The organism is Sphingomonas sp. TF3 (genome assembly GCF_003985085.1).
Taxonomy (GTDB): domain Bacteria; phylum Pseudomonadota; class Alphaproteobacteria; order Sphingomonadales; family Sphingomonadaceae; genus Sphingomonas.
In genome coordinates this window covers 82,867-98,224 of sequence record NZ_RWKS01000002.1, presented here as the reverse complement: position 1 = coordinate 98,224, position 15,358 = coordinate 82,867, and the positions used below count along the sequence as shown (strand labels likewise).

Here is a 15,358-nt window from a genome sequence, read left to right as displayed (position 1 = left end):
TCTGCGCGATGCGCTCTGAGCGGGCTTCGACTTGGTAAAGTCTGGTTGCTGAGGCGCGGCTAGGCCGAGATTATGTCGCGATTGTGACAGTTTGGACCGAAGGCCGGGATTGACCCGCGACTGTGGTTTCCGTGCAACTACCCTGTGCGTGTGCGACCAATGGGCCCGTTTGCGGCAAGCGCGCGCCTTCGCGTAAGGAAGGACAAGCTGACCGAGGAGGATCATCCGAATCTTGATCGAGAGCACTGCGCAGCCCCGAGGGAACTGGTACCTGGCCGAATGAATCACATACGACCGAACCTGCTGGAACGATTGCCGCTCCTGATGGACCGCCCCATCGCGGCTTACGCCCTCGCTACGGTGTCGGCCGTTCTGGCGGGACTTTTACGTAGCGCGCTGAACCCGTATTTCCCGCCGGGCTTTCCGTTTCTCACCTTCTTTCCGGCGGTCATCATCTCGGCGTTCCTGTGGGGTCGGGGGCCGGGCGTGCTGTCGGCGATTCTGTGCGGGCTTATCGCCTGGTATTTCTTCATCCCGCCGCTGTTCAGCTTTCAGATCGAGGTGCCAACCGCGACCGCGTTGCTCTTCTATATCGGCGTCGTCGCGGTTGATATTGCGCTGGTCGATATGATGCAAAAGGCCAACGCCCGCCTGCGCGAAGAACGCGAACGCACGCGTGAACTGGCGGCCCAGCGCCTGGATCTGGTCGAACGCAGCAATGTGCTGTTCCACGAATTGCAGCACCGCGTGTCCAATAATTTGATGATGGTCGCCGCATTGCTCAGCGTGCAGCGTCGCGCGATCGCCGATGAGGCCGCCAAACAAGTCCTCGACAACGCCGTCCACCGCGTCCAGCTGATCGGGCGAATCCAGCGGCAATTGTATGACGTGAGCGGGGGACAGGTCGCCCTTCATGCCGTGGTCACCACATTGGTCGCCGATCTCGCCGAGGCCGGCGGGAAGCCCGGAATCGCGTGTCGCGTCGACGCGCAAACCGATCTCGTGCTCGATCCCAATGCGCTGATCCCGCTGGCGTTGATCCTGGCGGAGGCCGTCGCGAACGCCTTCGAACATGGCTTTGCCGATCGCGAAACCGGGCGGATCGACGTGGTCGTACAGCGCACCGACGACACGCTCGACCTCAGCGTTACCGACGATGGTGCCGGTTTGCCCGATGGGTTCGACATGACCCGCACGACCAGCCTCGGCCTGACCATCGCCAGCACCCTGGCGCGGCAATTGGGGGGACGGTTCGATGTCGCGGCAACGCCGACTGGCGGTACGATCACCCGGCTGACGATCGAGCGGATTGCCCCACCCGCGACGACCCGCTGATACCCGCCAGCCTTACCGGAAAGCATGACGATGGCCCCTCCTCTGATCTCCGTGTCCGATGCGCAAGCGCGCCTGTTCGCGCTTGGTGCCGCAGTACCGAGCGAAACGCTTCCACTGGCCGCGGCCGCCGGACGCTGGCTGGCAAGCGAGGTCTACGCCTTGCGGACCCAGCCCTATGCCGATCTCTCGGCGATGGACGGCTATGCGGTGCGGTTCGACGATTTGCCGGGGCCGCTGCGCGTGATCGGCGAAAGCGCCGCCGGACGCCCCTTTACCGGGACGTGCGGCGCGCACGAAGCGGTGCGCATCTTTACCGGTGCCGCCGTGCCGCCGGGGGCCGATAGCGTGCTCGTTCAGGAAGAAGCCGCGCGCGAGGGCGACAGCCTTACTCTGTCCGGCGATGGCCCGGTGCGCGGCGGCAATATCCGCCGCAGGGGGCTCGATTTCGCCAGCGGTGAGGTGCTCATCGCGAAGGGCGAGCGGCTGACAGCGGCGCGCGTCGCACTGGCGGCGATCGCCGGACACGCCGAATTGACGGTCTCGCGGCGGCTGCGCGTCGCGGTCGTGGCGAGCGGGGACGAACTGGTTGCGCCGGGTGCCAGCGGGCCACCCGATGCGCTGCCCGAATCCAACAGCGTGATGCTGGCGACGTTGCTTGGTGATTTGCCTGTCGACGTCCTTCGGCTCGGCATCCTGCCCGACCGGCTCGATGCCATCGCCGCCGCCTTTGCGGCGGTGGAAGCCGACATTCTCGTCACCACCGGCGGTGCCTCGGTCGGCGACCATGACCTGATCCGTCCCGCACTGGAGGCGGCAGGCGGGAGGATCGATTTCTGGCGGATCGCGCTGCGGCCCGGCAAGCCCATGCTGGCAGGGCGTTTGCGCGGGACTACGGTGCTGGGCCTGCCCGGCAACCCGGTGTCGGCCTTCGTCACCGCGACGGTGTTCCTGCGCCCGCTGATCGCGCATCTGAGCGGCGCGCGCGATGCGATGCCGGTTTTGCGCACGGCGATCCTCGGTTCGGCGTTGCCCGCCAACGGCGTGCGGCAGGATTATCTGCGAGCGGAGACGCGCGACGGGCGGGTGTATGTCGCGCAGCGCCAGGACTCGTCGTTGTTGCGGACGCTCGCCGAGGCCGATTGCCTGATTGCCCGTGCACCGCATACGCCAGCCGCCGAGCCCGGCGACTCGGTGGAAATCCTCGCGCTCCCGTAAAGCGCGCGCTTGACGCGTGATTTTTCGTTCCGTATAGGTTCGTTGTCTGTTCCGACGAAAGGGCCCGAGCGATGCTAACGCGCAAGCAGCATGAGCTGATCTGCTTCATCAACGACCGGCTTGATGAGACCGGGGTGTCGCCGTCGTTCGAGGAAATGAAGGAAGCGCTCGACCTCAAATCCAAATCGGGCGTCCACCGCCTGATCAGCGCGCTCGAGGAACGTCAGTTCATCCGCCGCCTGCCCAATCGAGCGCGCGCGCTCGAAGTGCTGAAAATGCCCGAGCGTGGCACCAACACACCGACCAAAACCACTGCTGCGCCCGCCGCCAATCTCCGCGCGATGCCGGAGCCCGCCAATGACGTGATCGAGATCCCGCTGCACGGCCGCATCGCCGCCGGTGTGCCGATCGAAGCGTTCGAAGGCGCCTCGATGCTTGCCGTCCCCGCCGCCCTGCTCGGCAATGGCGAGCATTATGCGCTGGAAGTCGCCGGGGATTCGATGGTCGAGGCCGGGATCCTCGACGGCGATTATGCACTGATCAAGCGCCAGGAGGTTGCGCGCGACGGCGAAATCGTCGTGGCGCTGATCGAGGAAAGCGAAGCCACCCTCAAATTCTTCCGCCGCGAAGGCGCGATGATCCGGCTCGACCCCGCCAACCGGGCGTATGACCCGCAGCGTTATGCACCGGCGCAAGTGCGCGTGCAGGGCAAGCTGGCGGGGATTTTGCGGCGGTACGATTGAGGCGAAGTAGACGGCCGCCGAGCGCGGCCGAAACACAGTGCTATGTAGAAAAGTTTGACGTCGATTCTGGCGATGGCCAGCAATCTTAAACCGTACGAACGCTTTTTCTTCGTGCCGGCATTGTCTAACCGCTGACCATAGTTCAGGTGTCTGTCTTCGCGGGAGACAGCCGATGCTATTGCCTTTGATCGCTTTAATCTCGGCAGTCCCCGGTCAGGATGCGGGCGGGCCTCCATCTGCCATTCCGGGCTCAACCGCGCCTTCCCCAACCGCGCCTTCCCCAACCGCGCCTTCCAACGAGCAGCGCATCGCGCACGCTTCCAATATCGGGAGGCTAATTTACGGCTTCGATCGTGCGGCCTGGGTCAGCACCGATGCGCTGTTGGCCGCAGTCCCGAAAGATCAACTGACTGGCGTGGGTGGATATGTCGTCGAAGTGTCCGACGAGCAAACCTTGCACGTGACCTACTACCGCGGGACCAATACAACCGCCCAAGCCTTTTTCGTCGCCGATGTTCGTGGCGGAAAGGTGGTGCGTCAGGAACAATTGCCCCAACCGATCGCGCTCACTCCGTCGCAAGCCTTCCTCGCGCACGCACGCGAAGTAGCGCTCGAACGCGCGAAGGCACAAAAGTACGAACCGTGCACGCCGGCACCGTTCAATACGGTCGTGCTACCGTCACCCAATGGCGGGCCAGTCGCGGTCTACTTGCTGACGGCCCAGCAGGATGCCGCCACCTACGTGATGGGAGGCAACTATCGCGTCGTCGTTGCGCCCGACGGACACGTGCTGTCTTCCCGTCCGTTTAATGTCAGTTGTCTCGCGATGAAGCGCCCCAAACTGCCACCGGGTGCAACAGCAGAAGGCTTCATGACCACGCATTTGCTGGACCCCGTTCCGACTGAGATCCATGTTTTTACCTCCTACAATATGCATATGCCCCTGTTTGTGGCGACCGCAGCCAAAACGGTCTGGGAGGTGAAAGACAGCGCCATCACGCTGGCTCCAATCAAATAGAAGGTCGACGCGCCGCGCCGCCAGCTAACTAACCCCCGACCTAAAGCGAAATCGACCGCCCTCAGCGATGGCGCGCCTCGTTCCCCTTGCGGAACCGCGACAGCTTCGATGATACCGGCATCGTCACCCACGGATGCCGGTCGCCTGCATGGCGCACCGTGCGCACCGACGCCCTGCTCAGCGTGATCGCCACGCCGCCGCTACGCGCCAGCGTCGCCCGGTCGAGCCGTAGCCAGCGCGGTGCGCAGCGGCGCGGCAGGCGGCGTTCGCTGATGACGATGTCGGCCTCTGCGCACGCCGCCATCAGATCGGGCGCGGGGACGAGATAGGCGCTGCGCGTCGCGAGGATGCGCCAGTCGCGGCCGCCGGCGCGGCGCGTCATCAGGCACAGGTCGCGGCTGCAGCGCGCTTCGGGCTGTTCGGACATCAGCACCGGTAGGTCCTCAATCCCGCCATTCTCCGCCAGCATGTCGGCGGTGTAATCGCCGGTACGGTCGCGCAGCAGCGCCAGATCGCCGCGTGCTGTGCGGATCGCGACGTGGCGGCCGTCGCCCGTCACCAGCACGTCTGGCGCGGGCGTCAGCAGCGCCCATACCGCGCCGACCGCGAGCGGCAGCAGCCCCAACCGCCGCCAGCGCGTGCGCCATAACGCCAGCCACAGGCCACCCACCACCATCAGGGCGTAAGCAGCACCGGGCATGGCGGGCAGCGGCGCGACCGATCCGGGAATGGCGGCGGCGGTGTGCGCGATCCACAGCAGTAGATCGAGCGAGCGCGCCGTCGCCCACCAGAACGGTGCCCCCGCGCCGATGCAATCAAAGAGCAATGCCAGCGCCTCCAGCGGCATCGTCACGAAGGTGGTGAGCGGAATCGCCACGATATTGGCGACCGCGCCGTACACCCCGGCTTTCTGAAAGTGGAACAGCGAGATCGGCAGCAGCGCCAGTTCCACGACAAGGCCCGTCAGCAACAACGAAGCGAGCTCGCGCGCCAGCTTTGCCAGCCGAGATTGCTCGCGCGGGCCGAACCAGCCGCGGACCGCGGGGTGCTCGTTGAGCGCGATGATCGAGGCGACCGCGGCGAAGGACAGCTGGAAGCTCGGCCCCGCCAGCGCCTCGGGATAGAGCAGCAACACCACCACCGCGCCCGCTGCAACCAGCCGCAGCGTCAGCGCCTCGCGCCCCAGCGCCAGCGCGATCAGCACGAATAAGGCCGCGACGCAGGACCGGATCGTCGGCACTTCGGCCCCGGTCAGCAGCGTATAGCCGATCGCCGCGAGCGCCCCCGCTCCCGCTGCAATCAGCGGCAAGCGCCAGCGCAAGGCCAGCCACGGGCTGAGCGCGAGCAGGCGCATCACCAGCACCATCACCGCGCCGACCGCCGCCGTGATGTGCAAGCCGCTGACCGAGAGCAAATGCGCAAGACCCGAACGGCGCATCGCCTCATTGTCGGCCATCGGGATGCTGCCCTGGTCGCCGGTAGCCAGCGCGGCGGCAATGCCCCCTGCCCCGCCCCCGCCTGCTTGCGCCTGAATATGCTGCGACAATCGCACGCGCAGCCCCGCTTCCGCCGCCGTGCCGCCACCCGCGATGACGCGGATCGGCGCGAAGCCGCGCCCGGTCGCACCGATTCCGTCAAACCAGGCGGTCCGGGCATAATCATAGGCACCCGGCACAGCGGGTTCGGGCGGCGGCATCAACCGCGCGGAAAGCAGCAGCGTCGCCCCCGGTACCAGCCCGACTGGAACATCGGCCTCGGTCAGATTGACGCGCAGATGGGCGGGGAGCATCGGCAGCGGCTGCGGAGGCCCGCGCCGCTCGGGCACTGCCACTACCCGGATCGGCGCGAGCCGCACGCGCACGAGGCCCCGCGCCACCAGCGGCTCGACTCGCTCGACCCGCGCGGTGAAGGTCGCGATCGTCGGGCGGGCAAGCACACCCGCCGCGACTCGCTCCGAGCGGCTCCAGATCAGTGCCAGCCCAAGCAAGACGCAAAACCCGCCCACCGCGACCACCCGCGCCGCCCGCCCATGTCGCGCGAACGCCACGCCGCCAAGCGCCACCGCCAGTGCAAGACATGCCGCCGCCCTCCACGCCGGCGGGTCGGGCAGCACGAACCACAAAGCGATCCCCGCGCCCAAGGCGACCGGCACCCACAAGGCCAGTTGGTCGCGCTCCGCCTCCAGCCACCGCTCGAGTCGGGCATTGACGGCGGCAAACCCCCGAAGCACGCCGATTTGAAGCGCGGGAAGGTGCGTGCTAGGGGCGCTCAAGGCTGAACCGGCCATCCATCCTTAAGTCTGGGAGTATGCGCGATTGAGCGCAATATCTGATCCCGCCACGGCCCCCGCCGTCGGCGCCACCACCACCCCCAATGACGCCACGGTCGTCACCCGGTTCGCGCCGTCGCCGACCGGCTTCCTGCACATTGGCGGGGCGCGTACCGCCTTGTTTAACTGGCTCTATGCCCGTCATCATGGCGGCAAGTTCCTGCTGCGCATCGAAGATACCGATCGTGCGCGCTCGACCCAGCCTGCGATCGACGCGATTTTGACCTCGATGCGCTGGCTCGGGCTCGATTGGGACGGCGAGGAAGTCTTCCAATTCTCGCGCGCCGCGCGCCATGCCGAGGTCGCCTATCAATTGCTGGCGGCAGGCCAAGCATACAAATGCTTCGCCACGGCAGACGAACTGACCGAAATGCGCGAGGCGCAGAAGGCGGCAGGCAAGCCGATGCGCTATGACGGCCGCTGGCGCGACCGTTCGCCTGAGGAAGCGCCCGAGGGCGCGCCTTTCGTCGTGCGGCTGAAGGCGCCGCGCGAGGGTGCCACCACGATCGAGGACCGCGTCCAGGGCAGCGTCACCGTGCAGAATGCCGAGCTCGACGATTTCGTCCTGCTGCGTTCGGACGGCACGCCGACCTATATGCTGGCGGTGGTGGTCGACGATCACGACATGGGCGTGACGCACATCATCCGCGGCGACGACCATCTCAACAACGCCTTCCGTCAGCTTCCCATCATGCGCGCGATGAACGCGATCGAGGGCGGCTGGCCCGACCCGGTCTATGCGCACATCCCGCTGATCCACGGGTCGGACGGCGCGAAAATGTCCAAGCGCCACGGCGCGGTCGGCGTGGAATTCTATCGCGACGAACTGGGCATTCTGCCCGAGGCGCTGGAAAATTATCTGCTGCGGCTCGGCTGGGGGCATGGCGATGATGAAGTCATCAGCCGCGACCAGGCGATCCAATGGTTCGATCTCGACGGCGTTGGCAAATCGCCCGCACGCTTCGACCTGAAGAAACTCGAAAATTTGAACGGTCAGTATATTCGGCAGGCCGACGATGCCCGCCTGGCCGAGTTGGTGGCCCCGCGACTCGAGGTCACGCCGAACTCGGAACAGCTCGATCTTCTGCGTCGCAGCATGGCATCGCTGAAACCACGCGCGGCCAATCTCAATGAATTGGCCAGCGGTGCTGGCTTTCTTTTTCGCACCCGCCCGCTTGCGATGGACCATGATGCGACAGCGCTACTGTCGGGTTCGGCCCACGGATTGCTCGCGCAGGTGCACGCGGCGCTTGACGCGGTCGAAGACTGGGATACGGAGGCGCTCGAAGCTGCGGTTCGGCAGGTCGCCGACGATGCAGGGGTCAAGCTCGGTCAGGTCGCGCAACCGCTGCGCGCCGCATTGACCGGACGCAAGACCTCGCCTGGAATCTTCGACGTGCTCGACTTGCTCGGGCGCGACGAGAGCCTGGGGCGTATCGCCGACCAGATGGCCGCATAGACGTCACGAAAGGACGACCGATGACTGACACTGTCAAGCTGAACGCCGCGGACAAGGATCTCGATTTGAAGGTCCTGCACGGTAGCGTGGGTCCGGACGTGATCGATATTCGAAAACTCTACGCCCAGACCGGCATGTTTACCTACGATCCGGGCTTCACCTCGACCGCAAGCTGCGATTCGGCGATCACCTATATCGATGGCGATGAGGGCGTGTTGCTGCACCGCGGCTATCCGATCGGGCAGTTGGCCGAGCAGTCGAGCTTCATGGAGGTGTGCCACCTCCTCCTGAACGGCGAGCTGCCGACCAAGGACGAACTCGACAAGTTCACCTACACGATCAGCCGCCACACGATGCTGCACGAGCAGCTCGCGACCTTCTATCGCGGCTTCCGGCGCGATGCGCATCCGATGGCGATCATGTGCGGTGTCGTCGGCGCGCTTTCGGCCTTCTATCAGGATTCGGCCGACATCACCGATCCGCAGCAGCGCATGATCGCGAGCCATCGCCTGATCGCGAAGATGCCGACGATCGCCGCGATGGCGTATAAATATTCGATCGGCCAGCCGTTCATGCACCCCAAGAACGAGCTGAGCTACACCGGCAACTTCCTGCGCATGACCTTCGGCGTTCCGGCCGAGGAATATGTCGTCGATCCGGTGATCGAAAAGGCGATGGACCGCATCTTCATCCTCCACGCCGATCACGAGCAGAACGCCTCGACCTCGACCGTCCGGCTCGCGGGTTCGTCGGGTGCCAATCCCTTCGCGTGCATCGCGGCGGGCATCGCCTGCCTGTGGGGCCCGGCGCATGGCGGTGCCAATGAAGCCGCGCTCAACATGCTGCGCGAAATCGGCACGGTCGACCGCATCCCCGAGTACATCGCGCGCGCCAAGGACAAGAACGATCCGTTCCGCCTGATGGGCTTCGGCCATCGCGTGTACAAGAATTACGATCCGCGCGCGACCGTGATGCAGCAGACCGTGCGGGAAGTGTTCGCCGCGATGAAGGTGTCGGACCCCGTGTTCGACGTCGCGCTGAAGCTCGAGGAAATGGCGCTGAGCGACCCGTACTTCATCGAAAAGAAGCTGTTCCCGAACGTCGATTTCTATTCGGGCGTCATCCTCTCGGCGATCGGTTTCCCGACGACGATGTTCACCGCGCTGTTCGCGCTCGCGCGCACCGTCGGCTGGGTCGCGCAGTGGAACGAGATGATCGCCGATCCGGAGCAGAAGATCGGCCGTCCGCGTCAGCTCTACACGGGCCCGACGCAGCGCGATTACGTGCCGCTCGACGCCCGCTCGTGAAAGCGGTGAAGGCGCTCGCCCTGGTGGCGGGCGTCGTCCTGCTGGCCTTCGGGCTGCTGTTTGCGGGCCAGGGCCTTGGCATCATCCTGTGGCCCGCGTCGAGCTTCATGCTCGCTCAGCGCGAATGGGCGGTGTACGGCGCGCTTATCGCGCTGGCGGGCGTTGCGCTGCTGTGGTGGTCGCGGCGCTGAGCGTTGGTCGCACGCAGGCATATTCGGGGTTTATTGAACCGAAGTACTGCCTGCGGCATTAACGGCGCGGCCGTTCGCACGAGATGGGCGACGAGCGGCGGGGCGTGCCGTCTCCCCGGTATTTCCCGTCTTGAACCGCTCGGTCTGCTGCGCAAGCGATCCCACCTCGGCGGTCAGGTTGCGCGCCGCTGCCGACGTTTCCTCGACCATCGCGGCGTTCTGCTGCGTTGTGCGATCCATCGAGCTGATCGCGCTTGAGATTTCGCTGAGCGCCGACGACTGTGCGGCGGCATCGTCCGCCATCGAGCCGAGCAGATGGTGCACCTTCTCCACATCGCCCGAGATGTTGGTCAGCGACGTATCGACATTTTTCACGGCATGGACTGCGGTTCCGATATCGGCCTGAGTCACGGTCAACTGATCGCGGGCGCGCTTCGCCTCTTCCTCGGCGCGCATCGCAAGGGCCGAAACCAGATCGGCAACGACCGCGAAGCCCCGCCCGGAATCTCCGGCGCGCCCCGCTTCGACCGCCGCGTTCATGGCCAGAACGCGCGTTTGAAACGCAATCTTGTCGAGGCCTTCGATTACGGAATCGATGCCCTTGGCGCTTTCACCGACACGGATCATGGCTTGGACCGCCTGGTCTGCGGTCGCGCGACCGTTGGCGACAGTGTCGGTCGCCTGCTGCGCACGGTTGACCGTCTCGGCCGTCGCGGCGGCGGTAGCCCTGAGCCGCGAGTCGATCTGCACAAGCGATGCCGACGTCTGCTCAAGACTGGCGGCAGTGCCCTCGGTCCGCCGCGCAAGGTCTTCCGACGCGTGGGCGATTTCCGAAGAGCCGGTACGAATGCCAGCGCTGCTCGCCACCACGCTACCGATCAACCCACGCAAGGACGTAAGCGCCTGGTTGAAGCTCGTCTCGATCGCGGCAAAGGCCGACGGCATGTTTGCAATGTCGTTGCTCAGATCGCCGTCGGCAAGCGCGGCCAAAGCCTGCGACAGGCTTTCGATTGCTCTGTTGCGCTCTGCTTGCGCTTCTTCGAAGTAGATCGAAACCGACAATTCCATGTCGAGTAAGGCGGCCTTGACGATCGCGCTGCTGGCATCGGCTGCGCTCGGACCGCGGAAGAGCGACAACAGGCGCCGCCACGGCGACAAATGGCGCGCGATACCTGCGATCAGATTTTCCAGGACGAGCCCGTAGGCACCGATATACCAGCGCGGCTCAAGGCCGATGCGGGCATGGACCGCGCCGATGCGGCGGACGCTGGCGTGAAAATCCTGATCGAACGTGCCCGTCGCGATACGCGTCCAGTGGCTTTCCTGTGCCCGCTTGGCATGAGCCATATGCTGGTCGTCGCGGAAAAAAGCCGCGGTTTCCGGGGTCCTTCGGGCAGTGTGATAGAAACGGTCCAGTGCCGGACCAAGCAAAGTTCGAACTACCGGTTGTAGCTCCGCCAATACGGCCCGCTGCTGTTCGTCAATCGCCATGAAATCCAAGCGGGTTTGAACATCCTTGTCAATCATGTAGAATTGTCCCGATGTATTGGCACCGTTCGGCCCCTCATCGCTTTATAGACTACGAAATTAGACAATCGGACTCGACAGGCGCATTTTTGTGCGACCTTTCACAAGGCCAAATTTCACAACGCCAATAATGCGAGTGTCGCCAAAGTCCGCGGGCTTATCAGCGGCCCGGCAGGGTGAATACAAACCGTGCACCTTGCCCTGGGGCGGAATCCACCGTCACGTCGCCGCCCATCGCGCGCGCCAAACGGCGCGCTATGTAAAGCCCGAGCCCGCTGCCACCGACCTCGCGCGGATCGACGCGTTCGAACTTTTCAAAAATGCGGGCCTGATCCGCTAGCGCGATGCCCTTCCCCTGATCCGCGACGATCACCGCTGCGACTGTGCCTTCGCGCTCCGCGCGCACCCAGACCATCCCGTCGGTCGGCGAATAGCGAACGGCGTTGCCGATCAGATTGACCAGCACTTGGAGGGCGCGACGGAATTCTCCGGTCGCGGCCAGTGTCTCGCCCAGCGACGGGCGGTCGATCCGCACCTTCGCTTCGGATGCGCGGACCTGCAGCAATCCTGCGGCGCGGCGTGCCACGTCGGCCAGGTCGATGGCTTCCTTGGCCACCACGAAATCGGGCCGCTCGATCGCCTGGAGATCCACCAGATCGTCGACCAAGCCCATCAAGTGCCGCCCGGCGCTGGCAATGTCGGCGGCATAATCGGCGTAGTCCTGCCGCAAAGGCCCTTCCGACTGGGCATGAATGCTGTCGGCATTGGCGATGATGCGATCGAGCGGCGCGCGCAGCGCTTGATCCAGCCGCATCGCAAAAGCGGTGGTGACGGCATCCGCAGCTGCGGGCGCAGCGGGCGGGATCACCGTCGGCGGAACGCTGTCGTCCAGCGCATACGCTGCACCGACAAAGCCGGAAAAGGCCCCATGGGCGTCGGTCCGTGGCGTGGCGGCAAGACGAACGCGATGCCCGGTCGCGCGAATCGTCGCCACTTGATCGTCGAAGCGTTGCTGCAACGCCAACCCGCCGAGAATCGGGAAGACCCCGCCATCCCCCTCCCCCAGTACGAACAAGCGGGTGAGCGGCTGGCCCAGCATTGCTCCGGCATCGAAGCCATAACGGGCCCCGGCCGACAGCGACAGGAAGGTCAGCCGCAACGCGCTGTCGGTTTCCCACAGCCAATCGCCCTCGCTTCGCAGAAAGTCGGTGGCGCGCTCCTCGGCCGCCGCCGCCGGATGCCATGCCGCGCGACTGCGCCAGCCGGTGATGTGCAAACGGACATTGCCCGACGTCGCAGCGGATTCGGGCTCGGCCCGGACCCACAATTCCAGATCATCCGGCCCATCCGCCGCAACCACGCCGCGCGATACCAGAATACCAAGCCGCTGCGCCAACCGCGCGAGCGCGGCGATTTGGGGCACCGCCAGCGGCTGCCCGATGTCGCCACCGGCGCGCGCGTTGAGGTCATGAAGGCGCTGATCCGCCTCGACCAGACGCCCGTCCCGATCGACCATGCCGCGCACCGGCGGCAACATTGGCTCACTCACGTTCATTGGTGCGTCCTCCGCCCCAGTGCCACCAGGGCCGCACGATAATCGCGATGCAGCAACAATGGGGCAAGGGCGTGGCGGGCCGTCGCGGGGGAAATCGCCAGAATGTCGTCAATCCCGTCGGCGAAACGATCGAGGTTTCGAGCCGGGTCCGCCTCGCAAAGCGCAAGCCCGATCCGCGCGATCGCCGCACGATCCAGTTCCAGCGCCCGTAACACCAGCCAGAACCGGCTGCCGTCGCGATCGAGAACGATCTCGCGCGCGTCGCTATAATCAAGCCCCAGCGCGCGCGCGAGCAACGCGATGAACAGCGAGAGACGCCGATCGGCCAGCGCCTCGACCAGGAGGATCGCCAATTCGCTCGCCTGTGGATCGAGCGCGCTGGCCAGGCGCAGCGCGGTGGCTTCCAGCCGATCGCCCTCATCGTGCGCGGCGATGCTGCGAAGCGCGGCATCGACCAATGCGCGATCAAGCAGCGCTTGCGATTCGCTTTCCAGCGGCCCCATGCTCTCGCGGATCGCCGCTGCGACCCACCAGATGACTCGGTGATGCAGCTCGGCGGGAAGATCGGTAACGGCAGGCTGGCCGGGGGTGGGCGCAACCCGGCGACGGCTTTCCGCCGTCATCAAGGCGACGGCACTGGCCGAGATAACGCGATCTGCCGCGCCGGCAAGACGTGGCAACAGGCTCGGACGGTCGGGATCGTCGGGCGATTCACCTGACAGTGCATCGGTCAGAAGATCCTGTTGGACGCGGCCAAGCAGTTCTCGCATCAGTTCGGGATCGCGCAAAACGCCGGCTTGCACCAGGCGCTGAAAAATCGACGGTTCCTCCGCTTCAATGGCGGCGGACAGGGGCGCTGCCTCGCGCGCCAGCAGCAAACGAGCGGCGTGATGGCGCAACGCGCCTTCTACCGCCTGGACCAGATCGCCGAGCGTCGCCGCCATCGCGATTCGCGTGCGATCATCCAGTCGCGCGGCATCTGCCAGGAAAAAGTCTGCAATGGCCACGCGCAGCCGATCGTCGGCGTGCGAATCCGCCGTCGCTGCCCGTGTGAGCAGTGCCGTGACGGCCCGATCGGCCGCATCATCCTTGTCGCCACATTCATTCGACATGATCTCGGCAATAAGGGGTTGTCGTTAAAGCGAGACTAAGGCTTTTCGAGAAAGCCCTCAATGGCGACCGCCAGCGTCACGACCGCGTATAGTGCGGCAGCGCCAAGCGCGAGCAGCGGCTGCCCCACCGCCAACAGCGGCAGCATAACCAGCGGATAGGCGACGGGGCTGGCCCATAAACGCCGGACCGGTGCCGATCCGGCGATCCGTTCGAGCAGGGCCGCAATGATAATGAAGGCAAATGCGAGGATCAGACCGGCCGGTCGATCTGCGCCATAGCCGACCAGCAGGGCGGCCACCGCGACAATTGCCGGGGTGGCATGCGTCGCGAGGCGCGCCACCGCGCCCTCGTCGCGGACCCAGGCCAGCGCCGCCGCGATCGCGGCGATGGCGATGGCAAGGTACGTCACTGCCATCCCGGCCGCAGCGTGCCCAAGAAAAATCGTCAACCAACCGCCAAGCGCAACGGCCACGCCCCCCGCCAGCAACGCGATCGATCCGACGCCGCGCGTCATCAGCGGTGGCAATATCAGGCGAACGAGCGGCGACAGCAAAAAGCGTTCGGCCCAACGCGCCGGTTTGCTGACCAGCGCCGCGACTGTTCCATTGCCACGCGCGGCCAGAGCCTGCGTACTGCGCTCGATACTGTGCCCGGGGGCCATATGCGGATCGAGCCGGACCTGATCCGCCGCCGCCTGCGCCGCAACCCGCAGCAAGGTCGACTGAAAATCGTAATCCCGCGGCAAGGCGGCGACTTCGGCAATGCGCTTGCAATCCAGCAAGGCGAGGCCCGCCCACGCCACATTGGCCCCGACACGTTCATAATGCGGATCCATCTGGTCGGTGACCAGCAGCGTATCCTGCGGCGCGGCGGCGATCGCCTGGACAACGTCGCCCGTGGTCACCACGCCGTCCGCGACGACAAGCACGCGCGCGAGCGGATGGAGTTTTTCCAGCACTTCGCGCGCACTGCGCACAGCGTCGACCGATACGCCGCGCCGCCCGATGCGGCTGATCGCGCCCAGCAATTCCGGCGTCATCCGCGCGACGACAAGAATGATATGGGTCGCGCCCGCCGCCACCAATAAGCGCGCCTGGAACTCGATCAGCGTCAACCCGCCAAAAGGCAGGGTCGCCGCGAGTACACCCGCGCGATCATCGGCATCTTCGGTCGCAAAAATCAATCCAGCCAGCATCGCCTAGCTGTTAGGGGCTCGACTCGATTAAGGCAAAGCCCGCAAAACGATCACAGCCGCTCCACTGCGCGGCGCAAGCGCCGCATCAGCGCGGGGTCATGCGCAGTCGCCTCTGCCGCCTCGGTCGCGATCGCCATCAGCCGGATTGCCCCGAAACTCGCCGCGAGGCCGCGCATCCGCCATGCCGCAGCCCGCCATGCCTCGTCACCCTGTGCCGCGTCGAGCACGCCCAATCCGCGCTCGACGCTCTCCAGAAATGCGCCGCGCAGTTCCGCGATCAGGGCGGGCTCATCGCCCACCGCTGCCGCCAAGGTCGCATCGATTGCACCGGGATCATAGGCCATTGCGCCCGTCTAGCGGGGGAAGCGTTA

Annotated in this window: 13 protein-coding genes; 7 read left to right on the top strand and 6 right to left on the bottom strand. The window is 65.6% G+C overall.

Annotated elements, in window-relative coordinates:
* Positions 1 to 324: 324 nt before the first annotated feature.
* From EJC47_RS02080 to EJC47_RS02065, 4 genes are all read left to right on the top strand, one after another.
* Positions 325 to 1,335, top strand: a complete 1,011-nt coding sequence (locus tag EJC47_RS02080; RefSeq protein WP_231565332.1) for a sensor histidine kinase — start codon at positions 325 to 327, stop codon at positions 1,333 to 1,335.
* A 30-nt stretch (positions 1,336 to 1,365) separates the two neighbouring features.
* Positions 1,366 to 2,550, top strand: coding sequence for a molybdopterin molybdotransferase MoeA (locus tag EJC47_RS02075; protein ID WP_185867532.1), 1,185 nt, complete (start codon positions 1,366 to 1,368; stop codon positions 2,548 to 2,550).
* Positions 2,551 to 2,621: 71 nt separating this feature from the next.
* Complete coding sequence (lexA, locus tag EJC47_RS02070) at positions 2,622 to 3,293, top strand: transcriptional repressor LexA (protein ID WP_033966959.1); 672 nt, start codon at positions 2,622 to 2,624, stop codon at positions 3,291 to 3,293.
* Positions 3,294 to 3,465: 172 nt separating this feature from the next.
* Positions 3,466 to 4,311: a hypothetical protein gene (locus tag EJC47_RS02065; RefSeq protein ID WP_126845285.1), complete on the top strand. Its 846-nt coding sequence runs from the start codon at positions 3,466 to 3,468 to the stop codon at positions 4,309 to 4,311.
* A gap of 61 nt (positions 4,312 to 4,372) precedes the next feature.
* Here the strand turns inward: EJC47_RS02065 and EJC47_RS02060 are convergent, their stop codons facing one another.
* On the bottom strand, positions 4,373 to 6,583 hold the full coding sequence (locus tag EJC47_RS02060; RefSeq protein ID WP_260591446.1) for a ComEC/Rec2 family competence protein: 2,211 nt from the start codon (positions 6,581 to 6,583) through the stop codon (positions 4,373 to 4,375).
* Positions 6,584 to 6,626: 43 nt separating this feature from the next.
* On the opposite strand from EJC47_RS02060, the gene gltX reads away from it, so the two are divergent.
* From gltX to EJC47_RS02045, 3 genes are read left to right on the top strand one after another with little or no spacing between them, the layout of a single operon-like run.
* Positions 6,627 to 8,099, top strand: a complete 1,473-nt coding sequence (gene gltX, locus EJC47_RS02055) for a glutamate--tRNA ligase (protein ID WP_409574465.1) — start codon at positions 6,627 to 6,629, stop codon at positions 8,097 to 8,099.
* Between the two features lie 20 nt (positions 8,100 to 8,119).
* Positions 8,120 to 9,406, top strand: a complete 1,287-nt coding sequence (locus EJC47_RS02050) for a citrate synthase (RefSeq protein ID WP_126845283.1) — start codon at positions 8,120 to 8,122, stop codon at positions 9,404 to 9,406.
* A 5-nt stretch (positions 9,407 to 9,411) separates the two neighbouring features.
* Positions 9,412 to 9,597 carry a hypothetical protein gene (locus EJC47_RS02045; RefSeq protein ID WP_033967377.1) on the top strand — a complete coding sequence of 62 codons (186 nt, stop codon included), beginning with the start codon at positions 9,412 to 9,414 and terminating at the stop codon, positions 9,595 to 9,597.
* Positions 9,598 to 9,627: 30 nt separating this feature from the next.
* Here the strand turns inward: EJC47_RS02045 and EJC47_RS02040 are convergent, their stop codons facing one another.
* The 5 genes from EJC47_RS02040 to EJC47_RS02020 all read right to left on the bottom strand — a co-directional run bounded on the left by EJC47_RS02040 (position 9,628) and on the right by EJC47_RS02020 (position 15,331).
* Positions 9,628 to 11,124, bottom strand: a complete 1,497-nt coding sequence (locus EJC47_RS02040; RefSeq protein WP_126845281.1) for a globin-coupled sensor protein — start codon at positions 11,122 to 11,124, stop codon at positions 9,628 to 9,630.
* Positions 11,125 to 11,284: 160 nt separating this feature from the next.
* Positions 11,285 to 12,679: a sensor histidine kinase gene (locus tag EJC47_RS02035; RefSeq protein ID WP_126845280.1), complete on the bottom strand. Its 1,395-nt coding sequence runs from the start codon at positions 12,677 to 12,679 to the stop codon at positions 11,285 to 11,287.
* A complete protein-coding gene (locus EJC47_RS02030; RefSeq protein WP_126845279.1) occupies positions 12,676 to 13,791 on the bottom strand; it encodes a DUF2336 domain-containing protein in 1,116 nt (371 codons plus the stop codon). The genes EJC47_RS02035 and EJC47_RS02030 overlap by 4 nt, the downstream gene beginning before the upstream one ends.
* 35 nt (positions 13,792 to 13,826) lie before the next feature.
* Entirely contained in the window at positions 13,827 to 14,987 is a 1,161-nt protein-coding gene (locus EJC47_RS02025; RefSeq protein ID WP_126845278.1) for a hypothetical protein, read from the bottom strand.
* 50 nt (positions 14,988 to 15,037) lie between these two features.
* Complete coding sequence (locus EJC47_RS02020; RefSeq protein WP_033967368.1) at positions 15,038 to 15,331, bottom strand: hypothetical protein; 294 nt, start codon at positions 15,329 to 15,331, stop codon at positions 15,038 to 15,040.
* Between the last annotated feature and the right edge of the window lie 27 nt (positions 15,332 to 15,358).